General features: G+C 67.0%; 19 protein-coding genes. 13 read left to right on the top strand and 6 right to left on the bottom strand.

Annotation, left to right across the window (positions count from 1 at the left end):
• The first annotated feature begins 29 nt into the window (after positions 1-29).
• A complete protein-coding gene (locus tag DVT68_RS11270; RefSeq protein ID WP_147281718.1) occupies positions 30-932 on the top strand; it encodes a hypothetical protein in 903 nt (300 codons plus the stop codon).
• A gap of 115 nt (positions 933-1,047) precedes the next feature.
• Positions 1,048-1,869 carry a DUF481 domain-containing protein gene (locus DVT68_RS11265; RefSeq protein ID WP_114825143.1) on the top strand — a complete coding sequence of 274 codons (822 nt, stop codon included), beginning with the start codon at positions 1,048-1,050 and terminating at the stop codon, positions 1,867-1,869.
• Between the two features lie 66 nt (positions 1,870-1,935).
• On the opposite strand, the gene hemC is transcribed toward DVT68_RS11265, so the two are convergent.
• From hemC to DVT68_RS11245, 4 genes are all read right to left on the bottom strand, one after another.
• Positions 1,936-2,853 (bottom strand): hydroxymethylbilane synthase, encoded by a 918-nt coding sequence (gene hemC / locus DVT68_RS11260; protein ID WP_114825142.1) that lies wholly within the window; start codon positions 2,851-2,853, stop codon positions 1,936-1,938.
• A gap of 157 nt (positions 2,854-3,010) precedes the next feature.
• A complete protein-coding gene (locus tag DVT68_RS11255; RefSeq protein ID WP_114825141.1) occupies positions 3,011-3,715 on the bottom strand; it encodes a LytR/AlgR family response regulator transcription factor in 705 nt (234 codons plus the stop codon).
• Positions 3,696-4,763, bottom strand: coding sequence for a sensor histidine kinase (locus DVT68_RS11250; RefSeq protein ID WP_114825140.1), 1,068 nt, complete (start codon positions 4,761-4,763; stop codon positions 3,696-3,698). Before DVT68_RS11250 ends, DVT68_RS11255 begins: the two co-directional genes overlap by 20 nt.
• Positions 4,764-4,830: 67 nt before the next feature.
• Positions 4,831-5,496, bottom strand: a complete 666-nt coding sequence (locus DVT68_RS11245; protein ID WP_114825139.1) for an alpha/beta hydrolase — start codon at positions 5,494-5,496, stop codon at positions 4,831-4,833.
• Between the two features lie 214 nt (positions 5,497-5,710).
• Between DVT68_RS11245 and DVT68_RS11240 the strand changes: the two genes are divergently transcribed.
• From DVT68_RS11240 to DVT68_RS11215, 6 genes are all read left to right on the top strand, one after another.
• Positions 5,711-8,146 carry a S9 family peptidase gene (locus DVT68_RS11240; RefSeq protein WP_114825138.1) on the top strand — a complete coding sequence of 812 codons (2,436 nt, stop codon included), beginning with the start codon at positions 5,711-5,713 and terminating at the stop codon, positions 8,144-8,146.
• A gap of 945 nt (positions 8,147-9,091) precedes the next feature.
• Positions 9,092-9,343, top strand: coding sequence for a hypothetical protein (locus DVT68_RS11235; protein ID WP_114825353.1), 252 nt, complete (start codon positions 9,092-9,094; stop codon positions 9,341-9,343).
• A gap of 163 nt (positions 9,344-9,506) precedes the next feature.
• Entirely contained in the window at positions 9,507-9,878 is a 372-nt protein-coding gene (locus DVT68_RS11230) for a MarR family winged helix-turn-helix transcriptional regulator (RefSeq protein WP_425477494.1), read from the top strand.
• Positions 9,879-9,906: 28 nt separating this feature from the next.
• Entirely contained in the window at positions 9,907-11,376 is a 1,470-nt protein-coding gene (locus tag DVT68_RS11225) for an efflux transporter outer membrane subunit (protein ID WP_114825136.1), read from the top strand.
• A 12-nt stretch (positions 11,377-11,388) separates the two neighbouring features.
• Positions 11,389-12,588 (top strand): HlyD/EmrA/EmrK family protein, encoded by a 1,200-nt coding sequence (locus DVT68_RS11220; protein WP_114825135.1) that lies wholly within the window; start codon positions 11,389-11,391, stop codon positions 12,586-12,588.
• 232 nt (positions 12,589-12,820) lie between these two features.
• Positions 12,821-14,341: a DHA2 family efflux MFS transporter permease subunit gene (locus tag DVT68_RS11215; protein ID WP_114825134.1), complete on the top strand. Its 1,521-nt coding sequence runs from the start codon at positions 12,821-12,823 to the stop codon at positions 14,339-14,341.
• 85 nt (positions 14,342-14,426) lie between these two features.
• Here the strand turns inward: DVT68_RS11215 and DVT68_RS11210 are convergent, their stop codons facing one another.
• Positions 14,427-14,699: an acyloxyacyl hydrolase gene (locus DVT68_RS11210; protein WP_114825133.1), complete on the bottom strand. Its 273-nt coding sequence runs from the start codon at positions 14,697-14,699 to the stop codon at positions 14,427-14,429.
• Between DVT68_RS11210 and DVT68_RS11205 the strand changes: the two genes are divergently transcribed.
• The 5 genes from DVT68_RS11205 to DVT68_RS11185 all read left to right on the top strand — a co-directional run bounded on the left by DVT68_RS11205 (position 14,698) and on the right by DVT68_RS11185 (position 21,466).
• Complete coding sequence (locus tag DVT68_RS11205) at positions 14,698-15,291, top strand: DUF2239 family protein (RefSeq protein WP_114825132.1); 594 nt, start codon at positions 14,698-14,700, stop codon at positions 15,289-15,291. The two genes, DVT68_RS11210 and DVT68_RS11205, sit on opposite strands and share 2 nt — an antisense overlap.
• A gap of 39 nt (positions 15,292-15,330) precedes the next feature.
• Positions 15,331-16,788 carry an MATE family efflux transporter gene (locus DVT68_RS11200; RefSeq protein ID WP_114825131.1) on the top strand — a complete coding sequence of 486 codons (1,458 nt, stop codon included), beginning with the start codon at positions 15,331-15,333 and terminating at the stop codon, positions 16,786-16,788.
• 73 nt (positions 16,789-16,861) lie between these two features.
• Positions 16,862-18,520, top strand: coding sequence for a multicopper oxidase family protein (locus DVT68_RS11195; protein WP_233523437.1), 1,659 nt, complete (start codon positions 16,862-16,864; stop codon positions 18,518-18,520).
• A 367-nt stretch (positions 18,521-18,887) separates the two neighbouring features.
• A complete protein-coding gene (locus DVT68_RS11190; protein ID WP_233523436.1) occupies positions 18,888-20,927 on the top strand; it encodes an alkaline phosphatase family protein in 2,040 nt (679 codons plus the stop codon).
• Between the two features lie 71 nt (positions 20,928-20,998).
• On the top strand, positions 20,999-21,466 hold the full coding sequence (locus DVT68_RS11185) for a DUF3617 domain-containing protein (protein ID WP_114825130.1): 468 nt from the start codon (positions 20,999-21,001) through the stop codon (positions 21,464-21,466).
• A gap of 90 nt (positions 21,467-21,556) precedes the next feature.
• On the opposite strand, the gene DVT68_RS11180 is transcribed toward DVT68_RS11185, so the two are convergent.
• Positions 21,557-25,084, bottom strand: a complete 3,528-nt coding sequence (locus DVT68_RS11180; RefSeq protein ID WP_114825129.1) for an efflux RND transporter permease subunit — start codon at positions 25,082-25,084, stop codon at positions 21,557-21,559.
• Positions 25,085-25,407: the final 323 nt, after the last annotated feature.

Here is a 25,407-nt window from a genome sequence, read left to right as displayed (position 1 = left end):
GTCCTTCACGCATCGAAGACAGAAAACTCATGAAGCGCCGCTATTCGACTCCCGAGCATGCTTTGGCCGAAGGCCAGGGCGGTCCTTCGCGTCTACCTCCGCGCCCCGTGGGCGCCACGATGTTGTACGTCGCGTCTTCGCACGGCTTTGGCCTGTGGCTGCTGCTCGGCCTCGCATTGGCGGTGGGCATTTACCCGTCCGGTCGCGGCAATGCGCTGGTGCCGCTGGCGCTGGGCGCCGTGCTGGTCGGGCCGGGACTGCTGGCGGCCTGCGCGCACGCGGCATGGATGCCGACATGGCACGGCTGGCGCATTGGCAAGAGCGCACGACCCACCCGCGATGCCTTGGTTGCGCTGAGCACCTGCCTGCCCGTGCTGGCGGTGGCGGGACTTGCGCGTGGCGACAACAGTTTCTGGGTCACGCGCCTGGCCGGCGCGGCCCTCGCCTTGTGCAGCCTCGCCAGCCTGATCCTTACCGCGCATGGCGATGCTATCCGGCGCGTGCCTTCGCTCGACACACGCCTGGCCACACAGTTGCCGTTGAGCCGTGTCGTCTCGGCGGCCTTCGGTGGTGGCCTCTGGCTGTGGATGTGCGCGGCCGGCCAGGACAATGCAGTCAGCGCTGGCCAACAGTTGAACTGGATCATCACGTTGCTGGCCGTGACCCTGTTGCGTGGCCTCATCGAGAACCTGCGCTGGCAATCGGTGCTGCTGCGCCTGCCCGGGCCGCGTCCGCTGCTGGAACTGCAGCCGCGCCGCTTCGTCGCGGCGCTGCTGGTTTACGCCCTGCCTTGCGCGGCCTTGTTGCTGGCCAGCGTGCGCGATGTCGGGCCGGTGTTGGCGGCCGTGGCCGCGGTGAGTTGCCTCACGGGTATGGGCATCGAGTTAAGTTTGTATGATGGGGCCTTGGCGGCGCTCCCCGACGACCGCTGAATCGGCCACCTGACGCCATTTGCGCTCAAAAAAGGCCGACCTGTTCACAGGCAGTTCAACCCACCCCGCTAAGGTGGCGGACTGCTTTTGTTTAACGAAAAAGGAACAAATCTCCATGAAGAAGACCCTGATGGCGGGCGCCCTGCTCGCGGCCCTGGTGAGCTTCGGCGCCCAGGCCGACGACGCGACGGCTACACCCGCCTCCAACCCGGCCGACAACGGCGGTTGGTCGGGATCGGGCGAGTTCGGTTTCGCCTCGTCGTACGGCAATTCCCGTTCGGAAAACGCGAACGCCAAGCTCGGCCTGAGCCAGGAAAACGACCTGTGGAGGAACAACTTCTTCCTCAACGGCCTGCGCTCCAAGGGCGAGGTCGAGGTGGTGGACCAGAACGGCAATCAGGTCGACCGCCTCGCCACCACCGCCAATCGCTACGACGCGGGCGCCTCGGTGGGCTACAAGCTCGATCCGCGCAGCTACATCGTGACGGCCACGCGCTATGAGCACGACGACTTCGGCGCCAACCTGTGGCAGGGCATCGTCTCCATCGGCTACGGCTACATCGCGCTGAAGACCGAGAGCACCGAGCTGTCCTTCGAAGCCGGTCCCGGTTACAAGCGCTATCGCCCGGCCGACGCCACGGTGGACGTCAACGGCGTGAGCACCCGGGAGCCGCAGGACACGCAGAGCGAAGTGGTCGGCCGCGGACTGATCAACTACAAGTACCGCCTCAGCAGCAACACCGCCGTGGAAAACACCTTGCTGGTGGAAGCCGGTTCGAAGAACAAGTACTACCAGAACGACATCGGCCTGTCGGTCAGCATGACGCGCAAGATGGCGCTCAAGCTGGGCTACCAGGTGCGCTACAACAGCGATGTGCAGCCGGGCACCGAGAACACCGATTCCCTGGTGACCACCAACCTGGTCTACAACTTCTAAGCACGATCCCTGCAGCTCATGGAGGAGCGCACCCTGTGCGCTCCTGTCGAGAGCAGCGGGCTGCTCTCAGTGCTTGAGCAGCGCGTCGGCGCCCTGTGCGAACAGGGCGTCGGCGACGCGTCGGCCGAGCGTTTCCGCCTGGTCACCTTCGGCTTCCGCCTCGGCGAGCAGCAGGCGGCCGCTGCTGACGTCACCCACCATGCCGCGCAGGTGCAGGCCGCGCTCGGTCACCGTGCACCACGCGCCGACCGGCACGGTGCAGCTGCCACCGAGTGCATGGTTCATGGCGCGCTCGGCGGTGACGGCCAGACGCGTTTGCGCATCGTCCAACGCCGCCAGCAGTTCCAGCACGGCAGGCTGGTCGCTGCGCGCCTCGATGGCGATGGCCGCCTGGCCCGGCGCCGGCAGCCAGTCCGGTGCGGAGAGCCGGCTGCGGATGCGGTTGGCCAGGCCCAGGCGCTCCAGTCCCGCGCAGGCCAGCAGGATCGCGTCGTAATGCCCGGCGTCGAGCTTGGACAGGCGCGTGCCCACGTTGCCGCGAAGATCGAGCAGGGTGAGGTCCGGTCGCGCCGCGCGCAGCTGCGCCTGGCGGCGCAGGGACGAGGTGCCCACGCGGGCGCCCAGCGGCAGGGCGGCAAGATCGGCGTAATCGTTGCTGACGAAGGCATCGGCTGCGTCGGCGCGCGGCAGGATCGCCGGCAGAGCGAAGCCCGGCTCCAGTTCGGCCGGCACGTCCTTGAGCGAATGCACGGCCAGCTCGGCGCGGCCTTCCAGCATCGCCACTTCCAGCTCCTTGAGGAAGAGGCCCTTGCCGCCGATGGTGGCGAGCGGCTTGTCCAGGATCTCGTCGCCCCGCGTGGACATCGGCACCAGCTCCACCGTCAGTCCCGGATGGATGGCGCGCAGCTCGGCGGCGACGTGTTCGGCCTGCCACAGGGCGAGCGCGCTCTTGCGGGTGGCGATGCGCAGGGTCGATGGCGTCATGTAGATCTCGGTGGGGCGTCGCGCGTGGCGTCGACGGGGAGCTCCATTGTCGCGTAATTGGCCCGGTTGCGCAGGCAGGGAGGCGCTGGCCCACGTTGTCGCAGGACGCGCTTGCATCAGGCTCGGTGGTCGTAGCGGGCGCGCAACGCGCGCGCCCTCATCCCATGCGCAGCAGGCGCCGCAGCGTCGGCAGATTGCGCCGGCTTACCTCGGGAGTGAGTTCGGTGCCGCTCAGGCGCGCCAGCACGCGTCCGTCGCTCAGGGTCTTCAGCCCGATCAGGCGTTGCGACGGCGCCAGGCAGTTGCGGTGCAGCCGGATCAGCTGGTCCGGATAGGCTTCCTCCAGCTGGCGCAGCGATTCTTCCAGCAGCAGCTGGCCGCCACGGTGCTGCACCACCACGTACTTTTCCTCGGCCAGCAAGTACACCACGTCGTCCAGCGCCACGCGCACCTGTTCGCCGCGCAGGCGGCCATGCAGGTAGCTGACCGCTTCGCGGGGCGCCTGGGTCAGGCGCTGGCGGGCGCGCTGCAGCGCCTCGTGGAGGCGCTCCAGGCGTACGGGCTTGAGCAGGTAGTCGACGGCGCCGAGCTCGAACGCCTGCAGCGCATGACTCTCGTAGGCGGTGCAGAACACCACCTGCGGGCGCTTGCGCCCTGACAGCCGCTGCGCCAGCGCCGTGCCGCTCATGCCGGGCATGTTGATGTCCAGCAGCAGCAGGTCCGGTTGCAGGTCGCCGAGCTGGTCCAGTGCGGCCTCGGCGTCGCTCACGCTGCCGACGACTTCGACCCCGGCGCATTCGCCGAGCAGGGCCGCCAGGCGCGCACGCGCCAGGGGTTCATCGTCAACGATCAGTACGCGCATGCTCGCCATCCGGTAGCTGCAGTCGAACCACGAAGCGGCCGCCCTCGGCTCCCGCGGTGACGCGCGCGCGTGCCCCGTAGCGGTAGGCCACGCGCTGGCGCACGTTGTCCAGACCATGGCCGTGGCCGCCGGGCGTGGGGGCGTGCGCGCAGGGGTTGTCGATCTCGACCACGATGCCGCCCCTCTCGTGGCGACCGCGCAGGATCACCTCACCACCTTCGCGTGAGGGCTGGATCCCATGACGCACCGCATTCTCCACGAGCGGTTGCAGCAGCAGCCGCGGCAGCGGGAAGTCGGCGGGCAGGTCATCGAGCTCGCGGCGCACGTGCAGGCGCTCGCCCAGGCGCAGCTGCTCGATGGCCAGGTAACGGTCCACCAGCGTCAGCTCCTCGCCCAGCGTGCCATCGCGCGTGCCGTGTTCGCCCAGCGCGGCGCGGAACAGTTCGGAGAGGTCTTCCACGGTGCGCTCGGCGGCGGCGGGGTCCACCCGCACCAGCGCCGCCACCGTGTTCATGCTGTTGAACAGGAAATGCGGGCGGATGCGCGCCTGCAGCGCGGCGACCTGCGCCTTGGCGACGGCGGCCAGGCGCGTCTGCCACTGCGCCTGCAGGTAGAAGTAACGCAGCATGGCTGCGCCGAGCAGCGCGGCGATGGCGCTGTTGTTGAGCACGAAGATTTCGGCGCTGTCGCCGAGCAGCTCCATCTGCATGGCGCTGTCGATCCAGTGCACCAGCGCGCTGCCGACGGCCACGATCGCCATCATCACCAGCCACACGCCGCCATAGGGCGCATGCCCCGGCAGCTTTTGCAGCAGGGGGCGCAGCTTGCACAGGCTGACCCCGATCACCAGCGCCAGCCAGTTGGCGAACAGCATGCCCATGCTGTAGCCGCGCCAGCCGTGCCCGTTGTTGGGCGCCAGCCACATCACGGTGACGGCGATCGCGCCCACCACCAGCAACGCGAAGATCACCGGCAGGCTGCAGAAATCAGGCAGCAGCAGGCGCTCGGCGCGACCGTTGAAGGCGGGTTCGGTGGAGGCTTCCGTCATGCGGCGGAGTATGCCGCATGCGTGCCGGAGCGATGGCGACCCGGCGCAGGGACGCCGCGGTACGGCATCAAGCCTGCAGGTGCTGCGTCATCCATTGGCGCAGGTCGGCCACCTCCTCGGCGCACACCGAGTGCGGCATCGGATAGGTATGCCAGGACACCGGATGGCCCAGCGACTGCAGCAGGTCCCGCGAGGTCACGCCGCGCGTGAGCGGCACGATCGGGTCGGCGGTGCCGTGGCCCCAGAAGATCGGCAGGGCCGAGTTGGCGGGGCTGCTTTCGGCGACCACGGACTCCTGCATCGGCAGGTAGGTGGACAGCGCGATGATGCCGGCCAGCCGGTGGGCATGGCGAAGGCCGGCCGACAGTGCGATGGCGCCGCCCTGCGAGAATCCCGCGAGCAGGATGTGCGAGGTGGGCACGCCGCGTTCGTTCTCGCGGGCGATCAGCGCATCCACGCTCGCGATCGAGGCGCGCATGCCGCTTTCATCCTGGCGCGAGACCAGGTCCACCCCGGCGATGTCGTACCAGGCGCGCATCGGCATGCCGCCGTTGACCGTCACCGGCCGTACCGGCGCGTGGGGGAACACGAAGCGCAGGGCCGGCCAGGCCGGGTCCACCAGCTCGGGGACGATGGGCGCGAAGTCGTTGCCGTCCGCGCCCAGGCCATGCAGCCAGATCACGCTGTGGGTCGGGGAGGCGGCGGTTTCGGTCTCGACGGTCGGCAGGGGCATGGGGAAATTCGCTGGGGTGTCGATCGGGGAGGCACGGCTTGAAGGCATGCCCGGCAAACTCACGGAACGCATGGCGCGGGGAACAGCCGACAGGGGCTGCCGCGACTGATCCCCGAGATTAACTGCCTAGGCGACCATTTTGAACCGGTACCAACGGCGGTTGCGGACCACCGGGCCTTGGCTATCCTGCAACGTTTTGATCGTGGAGCCCTCCATGCGCCGAATGCTGTTCGCCGGTCTTGCCGCTTTTGCCGCCCTGCCAGCGGCGGCCTTGTCGCCACCCTCCCCCGGCGGGCAGCTGGACCTGGAAACCATCATGGCCAATCCGGACTGGATCGGCGCGGCGGTGGAATCGCCCTACTGGAGCGTGGACGGCCAGAGCCTGTACTACTCGCTCAAGCGTGACGGCAGCAAGGTGCGCGACCTTTACCGGGTCGACCTGGCCAGCGGGCAGAACACCAGGCTGGATCCGGCCGCCGTGGCGCAGGCCGACGGCCCGGCCGTGTACGACCGCAGCCATCGCCGCGCCGCCTTCATCCGCCACGGCGACGTGTTCCTGGTCGACCTGGCCAGCGGCCGCCGCGTGCAGGTCACGCGCAGCAGCGAGCCCGAATCGGCCCCGCGCTTCTCCAGCGACAACCGCTCGCTGCAGTACCGCCAGGGCAACAACTGGTTCGTCTACGACATCGCCAGCGGCGTCAGCGCGCCGGCCGCCGTGCTGCGCTTCGTCGACGACCCGCAGGCCAAGCAGCCCGATGCGCTGGGTCGCCAGCAGCTGGAGCTGTTCAAGGCGCTGCGCGAGAACAAGTCAGACAAGGACACCCAGCGCGCCAACGACGACACCCTCGCCGCCGCCGACGCCGGCCGCGCGCCCAAGCCGATCTACCTGGGCGAGGGCGGCGAGCCGCTGGACACCGAGCTCTCGCCCGACGGCCGCTGGATGCTGGTGGTGACCAAGCCCAAGGGCGCCAAGGAAGGACGGCGTCCGGAGCTCACCCACTACGTCACCGAGTCCGGCTACGCCGAGCAGCAGGACACCCGCGTCTACGTGGGCCGCAACGATCCGCCGCCGCAGTCGCTGGTGCTGGTGGACCTGACCGCCGCCAAGTTCTACCCGCTGAAGACCGACGACCTGCCGGGCATCAAGGATGACCCGCTGAAGGACCTGCGCGCCAAGGCCATCGCCGCGCTGCAGAAGGACGGCAAGGACGACGAGGCCAGGGCGCTGAAGGCGCCGGACCAGCGCCCCGTGCGCATCATCTCCGGCGCCGACGACGGCGGTGGCGGCGGCATCGTGTGGAGCGAGGACGGCCAGAACGTGGCCATCCAGCTGCGCGCGATCGACAACAAGGACCGCTGGATCGCCAGCGTGGACTTCGGCCGGCATGCCCTGGTCAACCAGCATCGCCTGACCGACAAGGCGTGGATCAACTGGAACTTCAACGATTTCGGCTGGCTCAAGGATGGCCGCACGCTCTGGTACCTGAGCGAGGAAACCGGTTATTCCCAGCTCTACAGCAAGAGCCTGGGCGGCAAGGCCCGCGCGCTCACCAGCGGCAGGTTCGAAGTGAGCCATCCGCAGCTGAGCGAGGATGGCCAGTGGTTCTACGTGCGCACCAACCAGGTCGCGCCCTACAGCTACGACGTGTACCGCGTGCCCGCGGGCGGCGGCGAGCTGACCCGCCTCACCCAGTACCAGGGCATGGATGAGTTCGTCCTGTCGCCCGGTGGCCGCCAGCTGGCGGTGCTCCATTCGGCGCCCTACCAGCTCGCCCAGCTCGCCGTGCAGGATGCGGCTGGCGGCGCGGCGCGCGAACTCACCAACACCATGAAGCCGGCGTTCACCGCGCATCAGTGGATCCAGCCGCAGATCGTGAGCGTGCCGTCCTCGCATGGGGCGGGCGTCATCTGGGCCAAGTACTACGGCCCGGCCGACGCGAGCGCCGCGGCCTCGCGCCCGGCGGTGATCTTCGTGCACGGCGCCGGCTACCTGCAGAACGTCACGCTGTCCTACTCCAACTACTTCCGCGAGCAGATGTTCCACAACCTGCTGGTGCAGCAGGGCTACGTGGTGCTGGACATGGACTATCGCGCCTCCGACGGCTACGGCCGCGACTGGCGCACGGCGATTTATCGCCAGATGGGCCATCCGGAACTGGAAGACCTGCTCGACGGCAAGGCGTGGCTGGTGAAGAACCACGGCGTGGATGCACGTCGCGTGGGCATGTACGGCGGCAGCTACGGCGGCTTCATGACGCTGATGTCGCTGTTGCGCGCGCCGGGTGAATTCGCCGCTGGCGCGGCGCTGCGTCCGGTCACCGACTGGACCAGCTACAACCACGAGTACACCTCCAACATCCTCAATGATCCTCAGCTCGATCCGGAATCGTATGAGGTGAGCTCGCCGATCAACTACGCGGACAAGCTGCAGGATCCGCTGCTGATGCAGCATGGTCTGATCGACGACAACGTGCTGACCAGTGACACGATCCGCCTGTACCAGCGCTTCATCGAGCTGCACAAGAACAACTTCTGGATGTCGCTGTATCCGATGGAGCGCCACGGCTTCGTGCATCCGGACTCGTGGTATGACGAGTACCGGCGTATTGATGAGTTGTTCAATACGTATGTGAAGCCGGTGCGGCAGTAACACGGCTGCTTTCGCCCTCTCCTTTTGGGGAGAGGGTGAGAGGCGAGCATTGGCAGAGCCTCGGCCTGCCCGTGTCGGAGCGCACCTTGTGCGCGACCGGAGTTGCGTCGCCTCAGATCTTTCTACTCGTCATCCCTGAGAGGCGCATTTCAACAGCTGGGGGCTGATCGAGCCGGACGGAGCGCAAAGCGCGGACAACGCCGATAAGGCGGCCCCCAAGAGCATTCTTGCCTCACGCTCCCACACCCGTCATCCCAGCGAAGGCTGGGATCCAGTGACTTGGCTCTTGGCTCTATGTTTGGCGTTGCCGTCAGCGTGCCGCCTACGCGGCGGGCGTTTCGATCGTCTGCCGACGCTCGAGTCACTTTTCTTTTGCTGGCCCAAAAGAAAAGTAACCCAAAGAAAATGGCCTCAAAGGCTCGCAGCGATATGCCGGATACAAGCCTGGCCGACCGAGGCCAGCCGGATCGGCTTCGTGCTACCTCAGGGACCGCCGCTACCCCGCGACGCGCCATGGCGAAGAGGGCGCGCGGCGCTGCCTGGCATACAAGCCCCAATGACTACTGCCAGCCGAATTCGTCGCGTGCTACCTCACGGACAGCGGCTACACCGCGGGGCGTCGTCGTACTGAGGACTTAAGGCAGTGTTCCTGCCACGCAACACCACGCTGCGCCGCTCTTGGCTCCCTCTCCCCTTCGGGGAGAGGGTTGGGGCATTGCCACCTTCACGGTGGTGAGGGGCCAGTCTTGTGACAAGCCTACCTATCTGGGTTGAGGTGGCTTTAGGAAGCGCCCAGCGCCGCCATCGCCGCCACCGCCCAGCCGCCCCATCCCTGCCTTCCATCTCCCACTCGGCCTTGATCTGCCCCAGTCACGCCCGCACGCCAAGATACGTCCTAGCTTCAGAAGCGGTGGCGCCTTGGGAGCCGCCATGGAGAGTCTGAGCATGGCGACGAATTTTGCGAGGGCGCACAGCGCCGATATCCGGCTCCCGCCGCTGGAGGCTTTCGTGGCATGGGCCCACCGGATCCTCGATCCGGCCACGCCGGAGAGCGAGCGCCGGGCCATCGAGCCGAGGTTTCTGGCGTTGCTGCCGGCGGTGCGGGCGTTGGGCGTGTTCGAGCCGTTCGAGCTGCGCGACCCCGCGCTGCGAGCCTGGCCGGCGGACGAAATGGCCACGTCGACGGGGCTCGTTTGAAATTTTGCCGCAACAAAAGCGTCTTTGAATATATTTGCCTTGACAAATATCCTTGCGGCAATAGAATATCGGTCGTATGAGCCCCGCCAAGCCCTCTCTCGCGACCCAACAGGACAGCATCGGCGTCCTGATCGGGCTTGTCCGTAGCGAACTGGTGCGGGCGATGGAAGCCGAGTTGCAGGCCTCGGGCGTGGATCTGCGTTTCACCCAGTTCCTCATCCTCAAGCGCCTTGCCGTGGCGGGACCGATGTCGGCCAGTGAGCTGGCGCGGTCGGTGGAGCTCGATGGCGGCGCCATGACTCGCCAGCTGGATCAGCTGGAAGGTCGCGGCCTGCTGTGTCGGCATCCGCACGAACAGGACCGGCGCGCGTTGCGCATCGAGTTGACCGATGCCGGCCGCACGACCTGGCAGCAGATGACCCCATGCAACGACCGCGTATTGCAAGCCGCGCAAAAGGCGCTCGACGCCACCGAGCGCGAGCAATTGCGTGACTACCTGGAGCGTGTGCTGCAAGCACTTCGCACCAAGCACTGACGTTTCACCTTTTCTGGAAACCAAGCCCATGCGTCTGCAAATCCTTGCGGCAGCCACCGGCCTCAGCCTCGCTTTGGCGGGTTGCGTCAGCAGCGGGGGCCTGCATCCCTCCGGTTCGCTGATCGATGCCCTCACGCTCAAGAGCGATCGCAGCCTGTCCAAAGTGACGGTCTCCCCGGCCGCGTGGCCGACCGAGGACTGGTGGACCGGCTTGGGCGATCCCCAGCTCAGCGCGCTCATTGCCGAGGCGTTGAAGGACAACCCGAGCCTCGAATTGGCTGACGCCCGCGCCCGTCAGGCGCAGGCCCAGGCCGGCGCGGCCGACGCCGAGCGCGGACCGAGCGTCAACGCCGGCGCCAACATGATCGGCCAGCGCCTGCCGCTGACCGCCGCGCCGCCGGAACTCGGTGGTGGTCACTTCACCTGGTTCAAGGACGCCCGCGCCAGCTTCAGCTACGGCCTGGACCTGTGGGGCGGCAAGCGCGCCGCGTGGGAAGCCGCACTGGGCCAGCAGCGCGCCGCCGAAGTGGAAGCACAGGCGGCCCGCATCGAGCTGTCGACCAACGTGGCCCGCGCCTATGTGCAGCTGGCCTATGCGTATGACCAGCTCGACGTGTCCAAGGCCGAGCGTGAGCGTGCCAGCACCGCGCGCCAGCTGACCGAGCAGCGTGTCGCCGCCGGTGTCGACAGCCAGCTGCAGCTCAAGCAGAGCGACACCGAGGTGGCCAACGCCGATCAGCGTCTGGCGGCCGCCAACCGCGACATCGATGCGGCCCGTTCTTCCCTGTCCATCCTGCTGGGCAAGGGTCCGGACCGTGGCAAGGACATTGCGCGCCCGCAGACGCTGGAGCCGGCCGTGCTGGCGGCGCCGGCCGACCTGCCGGTCGAGCTGCTGGGCCATCGCGCCGACCTGGTCGCCGCGCGCTGGCAGGTCGAGGCCGCCGGCAAGCAGATCAAGGTCGCCAAGACGGAATTCCTGCCCAACATCAGCATCAGCGCGATGGCCGGCTTCGCCGCGGCCGGCGGCGCCAACGTGTTCCAGCTGCCGGCGCGCTTCTACACCTTTGGCCCGTCGATCAGCCTGCCGATCTTCGACGGTGGTCGTCTGCGTTCGAACCTCGCGGGCACCGACGCCGCGTATGACCAGCTCGTGGCGCAGTACAACCAGACCCTGGTGCGCGCGGTCAACGAAGTGGCCGACGGCTACGACGCTGTGCAGTCCGCGCAGGAGCAGGTCGCCGCGCAGCAGCGCGCACTCGATGCCGCCACCCAGGCGTGGCAGCTGGCCGAGCAGCGCTACAAGTCCGGCGTGGGCAGCTACCTGGAAGCGCTGATCGTGCGCCAGCAGCTGCTCGCTGCGCAGGAACGCATGGCTGCCCTCAAGGCGCAGCAGGTGGACCTGTCGGTGCAGCTCATCCAGGCCCTCGGCGGCGGCTTCCGTCCGCAGGCGGGCGCGGCCGACGTGGCCGTCCAATCTTCTCCCGAACATTCGCTCTAAGGGCTATCCCCCATGTCTAGCCAAACCCCGCTCGCGGCCGACAACGTGCCCGTCCAACCCCCGAAGAACCGCCGCGGCTTCCTGCTGCGCGCGCTGGGCGCCGTGGTGGTGCTCGGCGCCATCGGCTGGGGCCTGTGGTACTTCCTCGAAGGCCGCTGGTACGAGGAGACCGATGACGCCTACGTCAGCGGCAACGTGGTGCAGATCACCCCGCAGGTGCCGGGCTCGGTGATCACCATCGGCGCCGACGACGGCGACCTGGTGCATGCCGGCGACGTGCTGGTGAAGCTCGATCCGGCCGACGCCGACGTCGCGCTGGCCCAGGCCAAGGCCAACCTCGCCAGCACCGTGCGCAAGGTGCGCGGCCTGTACAGCAACGTGAGCGGCGCTCAGGCCGACGTGGCCGCGCGCAAGGTGGCGGTGGAGAAGGCCCAGGCCGACTACGACCGTCGCCGTGACCTCGCCAAGTCCGGCGCGATCTCCGCGGAAGAGCTGTCGCATGTGCAGGAGGCGCTGACCTCCGCGCAGAACGCCCTGCTCGCCGCGCAGCAGAGCTTCCAGACCAACAAGGTGCTGGTGGACGACACGGTGGTCACCTCGCATCCGGACGTGCAGGCCGCCGCCGCGAAGCTGCGCGCCGCCTTCCTCGACGACGTGCGCACCTCGATCGTGGCGCCGGTGGACGGCTACATCGCCAAGCGCTCGGTGCAGTTGGGCCAGCGCGTGGCCCCGGGCACGCCGCTGATGGCGGTGGTGCCGCTGCATGAGGTGTGGGTCGACGCCAACTTCAAGGAAACGCAGCTCAACAGCATGCGCATCGGTCAGCCGGTGGAGATCCACGCCGACGTGTACGGCGGCAAGGTCACCTACCAGGGCAAGGTCGAGAGCCTGGGCGTGGGCACGGGCAGCGCGTTCTCGCTGCTGCCGGCGCAGAACGCCACCGGCAACTGGATCAAGATCGTGCAGCGCGTGCCGGTGCGCGTGTTCTTCACCGATCCCAAGCAGCTTGAGGAACATCCGCTGCGCATCGGCCTGTCGACCAAGGTGGAAGTGAACCTGCGCGACCAGAGCGGTCCGCTGCTGGCCAAGCAGGCGCCTTCGCAGCCGGCCTTCAACACCGATGTCTACAAGCAGCAGCTGGCCAAGGCTGACGGCCTGATCGCGGAGATCATCCACGCGAACATGGCCGGCGAAGCCCAGAGCAAGCAGTAAGCGTTTCGCGGAACGCGTGGAGGCCGAGTCGCCTCCACGCCACCGCGACATTGATCCATGGCGTCATTCCGGCGCAGGCCGGAATCCAGTGACTTCAGTGGCGACGCGTGCGGGCAACTTCATGCCTGATCGCTACTGGATTCCGGCCTGCGCCGGAATGACGGGCTAGAGCCGAAGGCGCTTCGCCAGTTCCTGAAGCAGCCAGAACCCCATTCCGCAGGTAACCCGCGCGATGAGCAGCGAATTTCGTCCACCCAACCTGGCGCTGACCACCATCGGCCTCTCGTTGGCGACCTTCATGCAGGTGCTCGACACGACCATCGCCAACGTGTCGCTGCCGACGATCGCCGGCAACCTGGGCGTGAGCGTCAACCAGAGCACCTGGGTCATCACCTCCTTCGCGGTGAGCACGGCGATCGCGCTGCCGCTCACCGGCTTCCTCACCCGTCGCGTCGGCGAGGTGCGGCTGTTCATCTGGTCGACGCTGCTGTTCTCGGTTGCGTCGTTCCTGTGCGGCACCGCGCAGAGCATGCCGATGCTGATCCTGTTCCGCGCCCTGCAAGGCGCGGTGGCCGGCCCGATGTATCCGATCACGCAGGCCCTGCTGATCTCGATCTATCCACCCGCCAAACGCGGCATGGCGCTTGCGCTGCTGGCGATGGTGACGGTGGTCGCGCCGATCGCCGGCCCCATCCTCGGCGGCTGGATCACGGACAACTATTCCTGGCCGTGGATCTTCTTCATCAACGTGCCGATCGGCATCTTCGCCAGCATGGTCGTGGGCAACCAGATGAAGCTGCGCGTGGACCAGATCTCGAAACCGAAGGTCGACTACGTGGGCCTGATCACGCTGATCATCGGCGTGGGCGCGTTGCAGATCGTGCTGGACAAGGGCAACGACGAGGACTGGTTCAGTTCGCCGTTCATCGTGATCACCACCATCGTCTCGGTGATTGCGCTGGCGATCTTCCTGATCTGGGAGCTGACCGACGACGAACCCATCGTCAACCTGCGCCTGCTGCGCCACCACAACTTCCGCGTGGGCACCATCGCGCTGGTGCTGGCGTACGCCGCGTTCTTCGCCATCGGCCTGCTGGTGCCGCAGTGGCTGCAGCGCAACCTGGGCTACACGTCCACCTGGGCTGGTTTCGCGGCGGCGCCTCTGGGCATCCTGCCGGTGATGCTCACCTTCATCGTGGGCAAGTACGCCTCGCGCACCGACATGCGCCTGCTGGCCTCCTGCGCCTTCCTGGTGATGGGCGCGACCTGCTTCATGCGCTCGAACTTCTTCGTGCAGGTGGACTTCTGGCATATCGCCGGCGTGCAGCTGTTCCAGGGCCTGGGCGTGGCGCTGTTCTTCATGCCGGTGACCACCATCCTGCTGTCGGACCTGCGGCCCAACGAGATCGCCTCCGGCGGCGGCCTGGCCACCTTCCTGCGCACGCTGGGCGCGAGCTTCTCCGCCTCGCTCACCACGTTCCTGTGGGACCACCGCGCGATCGTGCACCACGCCCATCTCGCGGAAAAGTTCTCCCCGTACGACAGCACGGCGCAGACCACGCTGCAGCAGGCCGGCGTGACCGGGCAGGCCGGCAACGCACTGCTCGACCAGCTGATCATCCAGCAGGGCTACCAGATCTCGTTCAACGAGGTGTTCCGCATGCTCGGCTGGGTGTTCCTGTGCCTGATCGTGGTGGTGTGGATGGCGCGGCCGCCGTTCACGGCCAAGGCGGGAGCGAGCGCCGACCACTGAGCCGGCGCGCGATCACCGGATAGACGTCCAAACGACAACGGCCCCTTTCGGGGCCGTTGTCGTTTCCGGGCCTCGTGCGGCGACCTTATACATTGAAGGCCAGGCCGAGCAGCAGCATGGTTTCGCCGAGGTTCGGGTCCTTGAGACCCGCGTTGGAGACATGGCGGACCTGCAGGCTCCACCGCTCGCCCTGCCAGCCCAGCGCGAAGTCGGCGACGAACATCGGGAAAAATTGCCCGAACGTGCGGTGATCATGCTGCTTTGCCCGGCCGGTAGCGGGATCGCTGAAAGGGATTGACGCGGATTTTTCACCCGGGCAAAATCCGCACACTGCATTAGTACCCGGATAAAACACCATGTCTGCCCATGACACCCCCACCTGCACCGCCTTCGACGGCCAGCGCCTGCTGGCCAGCGGCAGCCTCGCCAGCGTGGCTCTCGAGGCCAAGCGGGTGATCGATGCCGGCGCGCCGGGGCCCGTATTGGTGTTCGAAGACCACACCGGCCGGGCGGTGGATATCGATTACCGCGGTACACCGGAGCAAATGCTCGCCCGACTAGTCGCCGCTCCGGCGGACCAGCCGGCGGCAACGCGAGGTCCAGGCCGTCCCAAGCTGGGCGTCGTGCCGCGCGAAGTCACGTTGCTGCCGCGCCACTGGGACTGGCTGGCCGCGCAGCCGGGTGGCGCCTCGGCGACGCTGCGTCGGCTGGTCGAGGAAGCCCGCCGCAGTCATCACGGACGCGATCGCCTGCGCCAGGCTGGCGAGGCGCTCGATCGATTCATGCTCGCCATGACCGGCGACCTTCCGGGTTACGAAGAGGCCTCGCGCGCGTTCTGGCGCCAGGATCGCGACCGCTTCGACGCCCTGACCAGTGCATGGCCGGACGATCTGCGCGAGCATGTGCGACGTCTGGCCGACCAGGCCTGGCATGGACACGCCAGCCACTGACCCGCGCCCCACCACAGCGACCCCACGGAACCCTTGTCGATGTCTTCCATTGCCGCCAGGCAGCCCCTGCTCACCGAAGGCCCCATTGCCCGCACCCTGCTGGTTTTCGCGCTGCCGATTCTCGGCAGCACCGTGCTGCAGTCGCTCAATGGCTCGGTCAACGCCATGTGGATCGGCAAGTTCCTCGGCGAGGCCGCGCTCACCGCGGTGAGCAACGCCAACCTGATCCTGTTCCTGCTGCTCGGCGCGGTGTTCGGCCTGAGCATGGCCTGCACCATCCTGATCGGCCAGAGCCTGGGCGCGCGCAACATGCTCGAAGCCAAGCGCGTGGTCGGCACCGGCGTGACGTTCTTCGTGTCTGTGTCGGTGCTGGTGGCGATCGCCGGCTACTGCGGCACGCCGCTCTTGCTGCGCGCGCTGGGCACGCCGGCGGACGCGCAGGTGTTCGCGGTGGCGTACATGCGCATCATCTTCATCGCCGTGCCGTCGATGTACTTCTACAACTTCCTGATGATGACGCTGCGCGGCGCGGGCGACTCACGCACGCCGTTCGTGTTCATGGCGATGTCGGTGGTGCTGGACATCGTGCTCAACCCCCTCCTGATTTTCGGCATCGGCCCGTTCCCCAAGCTCGGCATCGCCGGTTCGGCCACCTCGACGCTGATCGCCCAGAGCGTGGCGCTGGTGGCCTTGCTGTCGACGCTGTATGCGCGCAAGCACTTCCTGCGGCTCACCCGCAGCGAGCTGGCCTTCCTCAAGCCGGACTTCACCATCCTGCGCGCGCTGGTATTCAAGGGCCTGCCGATGGGCCTGCAGATGATCGTCATCTCCACCTCGGCGATGATCATGATCCACATGGTCAACAGCTACGGTTCCAAGACCACCGCGGCCTACGGCGCCGCCACCCAGCTGTGGACCTACGTGCAGATGCCGGCGATGGCGATCGGCGCGGCGGTGTCTTCCATGGCGGCGCAGAACGTGGGCGCGAAGTTGTGGGACCGCGTCAGCCGCATCACCAAGGTGGGCGTGCTGTACAACTTCCTGCTCAGCGGCGCGCTGATCGGTCTGATCTACCTGTTCAACCACGCCGCGCTCAACCTGTTCCTTCCCAACGACGGCGAGGCGCTGGCGCTGGCGCAGCACCTCAACAGCATCGCGGTGTGGTCGTTCATGTTCTTCGGCGTCACCTTCGTGCTGTTCGGCGTGGTGCGCTCCACCGGCGCGGTGATGCCGCCGCTGGTCATCCTGTTCATCTCGATGTGGCTGTTCCGTCCGCCGTTCGCGCTGCTGCTGGCGCCGCACATCGGCGCGGATTCGATCTGGTGGAGTTTCCCGCTCGGCTCGCTCGCCTCGATGCTGATGGCGATGGGCTACTACAAGTGGGGTGGCTGGCGCCGCGCGCACATGCTGTCCTCGCCCATCGAGCCGCAGGAAGAGAAAGCCGCAACGCCGCAGGCGCCCACCACCGGCCAGGGCGTGCCTGCGTCGGTCGAATGAGCTAACTGAACGGCGCGGCGGCTGTGCGACGCCGTGCAACAGGACTGTCATCCGGTCTCCCTAGGGTTTCCGGATGACACGAGTGAACCTGTCGCGCCGCCAGTTCCTGCGCGGACTCATCGATGTCGTGGGAGTGGCTGCAGCGGCCGACATGGGGCTGCTGGCGTGGTCTGCGCCCATTCACCACGACGCAGGCGTGCAACGCATGGCGATGCCCCAGCTAGCTGCGCCGAACGTGCCGCTGGTCAACCCGATGACGCTGGCGCGCTTCGTCGATCCACTGCCCATTCCACCGCTGGCGCAGCCCGTCGGCGAACGCACGCATGCGGCCTACCCGGGCCGCCGCCTGCCCTATTACCGCATGGAGATGCGCGCGTTCCGCACGCCGCTGCATCGCGACCTGCCGCCCACGCCGCAATGGGGATACCAGGGCATGTCGCCCGGCCCGACGTTGCAGGCACAGCGCGGCGAGCCGCTGCTGGTCGAATGGATCAATGCATTGCCGCAGGAACACTTCCTGCCGATCGACCACAGCATCCATGGCGCCGAGCGGGAAAAGCCCGCCGTGCGCACCGTCGCCCATGTGCACGGCGCGCGCGTGCCGGCCGACAGCGACGGCTATCCCGAAGACTGGTTCACGCCCGGACACTCCGCGCTCTACCACTACCCCAATGGGCAGGATGCGGCGACGCTGTGGTACCACGACCACGCGATGGGCATCACCCGGCTCAATCTCTATGCAGGCCTGTTCGGCGCGTACGTGATGCGCGACCCGCACGAGCAGGCGCTGGGCCTGCCCGACGGTGACTGCGACCTGCCCTTGGCGCTGTGCGATCGCCTGGTCGGCAAGGACGGAAAGTTGTATTACCCGGTGTCCGACGATCCCGAGGCGCCGTGGGTGTCGGAGTGCAACGGCAATGCCATCCTGTGCAACGGCAAACTCTTTCCGTATCTGGAAGTCGAGCCCCGGCGTTATCGCCTGCGCCTGATGAATGTCGCCAACACACGCTTCTTCAATCTCACGCTTTCCAACGGCCAGCCGCTGGTGCAGGTGGCGAGCGATCAGGGCCTGCTCGCCGCGCCGCTGCCGCGCAAGCAGGTGACGTTGTATCCCGCCGAGCGTGCGGACGTAGTGGTGGATTTCGCCGGCCTCGACGGCAAGGACATCGAGCTGCGCCAGCAAGGCGACGCCATCCTGCAGTTTCGCGTGCGTGATCGCGGTCGTCGCGACACCGCCGCGATGCCCACGGCGCTCAACACGATTGAACGCACCCCGCCAGCGACGGCGGTGCGCGATCGCGTGCTTACGCTGGGCGAGATGGACGATGCCGGCGGTCGACCGACCATGATGATGCTCGGCGGCAAGCACTGGTCGGCCCCGATCACCGAAGATCCTCGCCAGGACAGCGTGGAGATATGGAGCCTGGTCAACTTGACCGGCGACGTGCATCCGGTGCACCTGCACCTCGTGCGCTTCCAGGTGCTGGAGCGCCGGCCCTTCGACCTGTTCGCATGGAATGCCACGCGCACGCTCAAGTACACCGGACCCGCGCAACCGCCGCCGCCGGAGGAAATGGGCTGGAAGGACACCGTGCGCGCCGATCCGGGCATGGTCACGCGCATCATCACGCGCTTCGAGGGTGAGCCCGGTCGCTATGTGTGGCACTGCCATCTGCTCGAGCATGAAGACAACGAGATGATGCGGCCGTTCCTGCTGCGCGCACGCGCATGAGGTAGTGCCTCCAGTGGCGCTCGCTGTGCGTGATCGCGGCGCTTCGTGTGTCGCAAAGCACGCTTTTCGCCACGCACCTGAACAGTCCACATCGAGCAATTTCTTGCCGATGTGCGTCGCGTGGCAGTCGCATTCGCGATGCGCTTCCACAACCGCGGCCCTTTCGGGATGTCCTCGCGGCGCAAGGGTTTGCGTCGTCGTCGCACTGTCATGTTGGGCGTCCCTGTTGTCGCAAAAGCGCCAAGGGATGGTCATCCACGCGGACCAGACTCGCCGCCGGCTGGGGCACTGACGTTGCGCACGTGCGCTGGCCAATCAGGGGGACCACTCGCACCGCCCGTAGAGGGTGACTGCAGGAGATCGAGTCATGTCCATGACGTATGTCCGCAAGCGGTTTCTGCCCTTGCTCATCGGCACGTTGGCCGCCGGCCTTGCCGGCGTGGTCAGTGCACAGAACAGCACGCCCGACCCTGATTCCGGCTTCCGCGGCAAGGTTCCCGCGGCGGGCGTCAGCAACCGCGCCGGTGTTCCGGGAGGGATCACCGTGTTGCACAAGCCGGGCGACGGCGATGACCAGAGCGCCCACACCACCACGCCGATCAAGCACGTCATCCTGCTGATTGGTGAAAACCGCACCTTCGATCACGTCTACGCCACCTACACGCCGCCGAAGGGCCAGACCGTCAACAACCTGCTGTCCGAAGGCATCGTCAATGCCGATGGCACGCCCGGCCCGAATGTCGCCGCCGCGCGGCAGTGGCAGGCCAGCAACACCGGCAAGTTCTCGCATGCGCCCGCGCACACCAGCGCCTATGCGCAGTTGCCGTCGATGAATACCGGCGGCGCGCCGACGGCGGCGCCGTTCGCCTCGGCCGCCCAGGCAGAGGCGGTGGAGCCGGGTCTGGAAACTGCCGATTACAGCGAGCTGGCCAACGGCGGCACCGGCCTGCCCAACGACGTGCTCGACACCCGCTTCCCGACGGCGCTTGCCAATGCGCCGGTCGACATGCACGGCTCGATCAGCTACGACGATTACGCCAACAGTCCCGTGCACCGCTTCTTCCAGATGTGGCAGCAGCTGGACTGCAACGTCAGCGCCGCCACCGCGAAGAACCCCAGCGGCTGCCGCGCGGATCTGTTCCCGTGGGTGGAAACCAGCGTCGGCGCCGGCACCAACGGCAACGCGCAGGCCAGCGGCTTCAACGACCAGAGCACCCATGAAGGCTCCACCGCCATGCAGTTTTTCAACATGGCCAAGGGTGACGCGCCGTACTTCCAGGAGCTGGCGCAGACGTACACGCTGAGCGACAACTTCCACCAGTCGGTGATGGGTGGCACGGGCGCCAACCACATCATGCTGGGCTACGGTGACCTGATCTATTACGCCGACGCCAACGGCGATCCGGCGACGCCGCCGTCCAACCAGATCGAGAACCCCGACGCGCAGCAGGGCACCAACAACTGGTACGTGCAGGACGGCTACAGCGGCGGTTCCTACGTCGCCTGCGCCGATGACACCCAGCCGGGCATCGCCGACGTGCAGGGTTATCTGAAGTCGCTGCCGTACCACACGTTCCACGGCACCGACTGCCGCAAGGGCGCCTACTACCTGGTGAACAACTACAACCCGGGCTACCTCGGCGACGGCACGCCTGCGCCGCTGGGCGCCACCCAGTTCACCATCCCGCCGACCCGCCAGAACAACCTCGCCCTGCTGCTCAACCGCCATCACGTGAGCTGGAAGTACTACGGCGAAGGCTGGGCCAGCGGCAAGGAGAACGGTGAAGCCGGCACCTTCTGCAACATCTGCGATCCGTTCCTGTACTCCACGCAGGTCATGACCAACCCGACCCTGCGCGCGAACAACCAGGACATCAACGACCTGTACAACGACATCCAGAACGACACGCTGCCCGCGGTGTCGATCGCCAAGCCCGACGGCATCCTGGATGGCCACCCGGCCTCGTCCAAGCTGGACCTGTTCGAAGGCTACGTGAAGAAGATCGTGGACATGGCCAAGGCCAACCCGAAGGTGTGGGCCGATACCGTGATCATGGTGACCTTCGATGAAGGCGGCGGTTACTACGACTCCGGCTACGTGCAGCCGATCGACTTCTTCGGCGACGGCACGCGCATCCCACTGCTGGTGATCTCGAAGTATTCCGAAGGCGGCCGCGTGGTGCACACCTACTACGACCACGTGTCCTTCGACAAATTCGTCGAAGCCAACTGGAACCTGCACGAGACCATCTCGAACCGCAGTCGCGACAACCTGCCCAACCCCGTGTCCAGGGCGAACAACCCGTACGTGCCGCTCAACGCCCCGGCGATCGGCAATCTGATGAACATGTTCGATTTTGACCAGAACGGTCACGGCAACATGGCATCGGCTGCAACACAGGACTGATCCAATACGGTCCGGACCCCGCCTGCGCAGGCAGGCGGGGTTTTCCGTTGTACGGCAGGAGCCCCGTCCCGATGCACGCATTCCGCCAATCCACCGAAGCAACGCGCGGCCAGACCGTGGCGCGTATCCTCGCGCTGCTGGTGCTGCTGGCGGCCGCACTGGTGGGCGAACCCAGCCACGCCGATCCCAACGATTTTCAGGCTATGCCCGGCCTGTGGAAGATCGTCACGCGCAAGATCGACCACGGCCATGCCGGCGCCGCGCAGGTGCAATGGCATTGCGTGGATGAAGGCCCGGACCCGTGGGTCGAGTTCGCCAACCTGCCCCCACCGGGCGAAGTCCAGTGCGAGCGCGGCGGCCAGCGTCGCACCAGCACCGCGCTGGCGTGGACGCTCACCTGCCCTGGCCACGCGTCCGTCGCCGGCCGCGTGGATTTCGACTCACCGGAACACTACACGGCCAGCCTGAAGCAGCAGGGCAAGGATGTTGTGCAGGTGGAAGGCAAGCGATTCGCTGCCTGCACGAGTCCGAAGGACTAGCCTGCGCCCATCGCGGCGCCTGTACGCAGGCGCCTGGTCGCCATGCCATCGCAGCAGCGCACTCGGGCCATGACCCCATGGCCGCGCGGCTTACGCTCCCTTCAGCGCCGCCACACCGAAACCAGGCCGCTGGCTACTCCCGAAATAATTCCGTGTGCGACGGCTGAACACGGCCCAGCCCGCGTAGGCGGCGATCGCCCCGGGCAAGAGCGCGGCGACCGGGCTGCCGCCTTGCGGCGAAAGCGAGGCCAGCAGCAAACCGAGCGCGGGCAGGCCGAAGGCGACAAAGACCAGTCCCGCCATGACGTAGCGTGCGACCGGCTTCTTGCGCAGGGTGAGCACGGCCGATGTGACCAGGGCTGCGCCGAGCACGGCCAGCGCCACGGCAACCACGCCATTCATGCCCTTCTCGGCGAGCGCGTCGGGCTTCACCGCGTAGACGATAGACACGACGACCATCACCACGCCGAAGAAGATGCTCAGGCCCGAGGTCCACTGCAGCCGGCCCGGCATCAGGCCCTTGGCGTGGCGAGCAAGGCGATCGAAATTCCACAGGTAGATCGCCGGCGTGCTCAGCAGGGTCAGCATCTGCGACACCAGCAGACCACCCACGATGGCCACGCCGAGCGGCTGGCGCATCTCCGAGCCGATGCCGAAGCCGATAGCCAGCGGCAGGGCTGCGCCCATCGCCACCAGGGTGGTCATGGTGATCGGGCGGAAGCGCACCAGCGCGGCTTCACGGATCGCCTCGGGCGGTGACAGTCCTCGCTCACGCTGCGCGACGAGCGCGAAGTCCACCATCAGGATGGCGTTCTTCTTCACGATGCCGATCAGCATCAGGATCGCAATGATCGCCATCAGCGTCAGCTGCGTCTGCGTCACCAGCATGGCCAGGAACGCGCCGGCGCCGGCGGCGGGCAGCGTGGAAAGGATGGTCAGCGGGTGGCCCAGGCTCTCGTAGAGGATGCCCAGCACGATGTACATCGCCACGATCGCGCCGATCAGCAGCACCATGCCGTTGGACTTGGCCTGCTGCAGGCGCTGGTTCTGGCCGGTCCACTCCACCCGCACGCCCTCCGGCAGGCCCACGCCGATGGCGGCGTTCTCCACCAGCTTCACGCCCACGTCCTGGGTCACGCCCTTGTCCAGGTTGTAGCTGATGGTGGATGCGGCCAGCTGGTTGTGGTGGCGCACGCGCATCGGGGTCATGTTCGGCTCGATATGCGCCAGCGCCGACAACGGGATCATCTCGCCCTTGGCATTGCGCACGCGCACGTTGAGCAGCGACTCGGGACTCAGCGAGGTCGCGGAGCTCGAGGTCAGCACCACCCAGTACTGGTTGATGTCCGAGTAGATCACCGACACCTGGCGCTGGCCGAAGGAGTTGAGCAATGCCGTGTCCACGTCGCCCATGCTCACCAGCAGGCGGCTGGCGGGCTCGCGGTCCACCTTGAGCATCTGCTGCTTGCCGACCAGGTCGAAGTTGCTGCCGACGTCGCGCATGCCCTTGGTCTTGCGCAGCTGCTGCACCATCTTCAGCGTCCACGGCTGCAGGTCCTCGCCGTTGCTGCCGATCAGCTGGAATTCGTATTGCGTGCCCTTGTCGCCGCTGCCGCCGCCGCCGATGAACTGCACGGGCTCGAGAGACACGCGCATGCCCGGCAGCTGATCGAACTGCTTGGACAGTCGCTCCATCACCGCCTTTGCGCCGTCGTGGCGATCGTTGGGGCCGCTACCCTTGGTCTTGAGGTCGACGAACATGGTGCCCTGGTTGCCGACCGCGCCGCTGCCGTCGTTGCCACCGAGAGTGGTGAGCACATCCTGCACGTCGCGATCCTTTTGCATGATGACGGCGGCCTGTTGGGCCAGTTCCGCCATCTTGGCCGGCGAGATGTTGGCGTCGGCGCGCATGTCGGCCTCGAGCATGCCGGTGTCTTCCTCCGGCATGAAGTTGCCGCCGGCCGTCGCCACCACCGCCGCGCCCAGCGCGAAGGTTGCCGCGAGCAGGAGCAGAGGCTGCCACCGCATCAGGCGGCGGTGGTGCATGGCCCAATCCAGCGCGCGCTCGTAGATGCGATGGAAGCCGCGGTCAAGGCGCTCCATGGCTGCTTCCAGCCGTCCCGGCACGTGTTCGCCTGGCTCCTCGTGCTTGAGGAACTTGCCGCACAGCGCCGGTGTGAGGGTGAGCGAGACGATCGCCGAGATCACCACCGCCACCGCCAGCGTCACCGAGAACTCGCGCAACAGCATGATCAGCATGTTGTTGCCGAACAGCAGCGGAGCGAACACCGCCACCAGCGACAGGGTGATCGACACCACCGTGAAGCCGATCTCGCGCACGCCGATCAGCGCCGCCTGCAGCGGTGATTCGCCCTTCTCCATGTGGCGCACGATGTTCTCGATCACCACGATGGCGTCGTCCACCACGAAGCCGATGCACAGCACCAGCGCCACCAGCGACAGGGTGTTGAGCGTGTAGCCCAGCGCCAGCATCACCACGAAGGCGCCCGCCAGCGACAGCGGCACGCTGAGCGAGGCGATCAGGGTGGGCCGCATCCGGCGCAGGAACACCAGCATCACCAGCACCACCATCACGATACTGATCAGCAGCGCGACTTCGACCTCATGCAGCGCGGACTTGGTGGTCTGCGTCAGGTCGAAGATCGGCGTGATCTGCACGTCCGCGGGCATCCAGGCGCGGAATTCCGGCAGACGGCGGCGGATCTCCTCCACCGTTTCCACCGCGTTGGCTTCGGGGCGCTTGCTGATCTGCATCGCCACCGTGGTTTTGCCGTTGAACCAGGCGCCTTGGTAAATGTCCTGCTGCCCGCTGACCACCTTGGCCACGTCCGACAGGCGCACCGGGGCGCCGTTGTGGGTGGAGACCAGCAGGTTGGCGAAGTCGGGCGCCTCGCGCAGGCCGTCGTTGGCGGTCACCGTCATCTGCGTCTGGCCATCGGTGAGGATGCCCTGTGGCGAGGTGACGTTGGCGGCGATCAGCGCGTTGCGCACGTCGTTGGCGGTCAGGCCCTTGGCGGCCAGCGCATTGATGTCCAGTTCCACGCGAACCGCGTGCGGCGTGCCACCGAACACCTGCACCTGGGCCACGCCCGGCACCTGCGCCACGGCGGGCTTCAACAGGGTGTCGGTGAGGTCGTACAGCTTGTCCTGCGGCAGGCCGGTGGAGGTCAGCGAGATCAGCAGAATCGGAATCTGCGAGGTATCGAACTTGAAGTACTGCGGCGGCGACGGCATCACCGGCAGGTCCGCCTGCGCGGCATTGATGGCTGCCTGCACGTCGCGCGCCGCCTTGTCGGCGGTGCGGTCGAAGGTGAAGCGCACCTGGATCGACGCGGTGCCCTCGGCGGCGTTGCCGTACATGTCATCGATGCCGGGGATGCGGCCGATGTGGCGCTCCAGCGGGGCCAGCACGGTGGACGCCATGGTCTGCGCGCTGGCGCCCGGGAGCTGCGCCACGATGTACACGCCCGGGAATTCCAGCGACGGCAACGCGGCCACGCCCAGCAGGCGATAGGCAAACAGGCCGGCGAGCAACAGGCCCAGCGCCAGCAACGAGGTGCCCACAGGGCGTTTGATCAGCGGGGCAAAGATATTCACTGAAGGTTTCCGTACCGGTAAGGGGCTGCACTCCCGCCCCCATGGCAGACAAGTCTCCGGCACCTGTGTTCACCTGCAAGGCAGGCGTAAGGCGCCGTCATGCTTCTATTTTCGCTTGTGGGGGAGGGCCCGGCGAATGTGCCTGAAGTCGGTCCGTGCCGAAAGGCATGGGGTGGGGGTTTTTCTTTGGGGAGGTGGTTTGGCCTGCTCCATGCGTGCTGCTCTGTGGGGGCGCTAAGCGCAACCGGTCCCCTTTGGACTTTCCGATCCGTCATCCCAGCGAAAGCTGGGATCCAGTGACTTTGCTCTTGGCCCTTTGGTTG

This window comes from Dyella solisilvae (genome assembly GCF_003351225.1).
In the GTDB taxonomy this organism is placed as follows: domain Bacteria; phylum Pseudomonadota; class Gammaproteobacteria; order Xanthomonadales; family Rhodanobacteraceae; genus Dyella; species Dyella solisilvae.
This window is presented reverse-complemented; position numbering and strand designations above follow the sequence as displayed.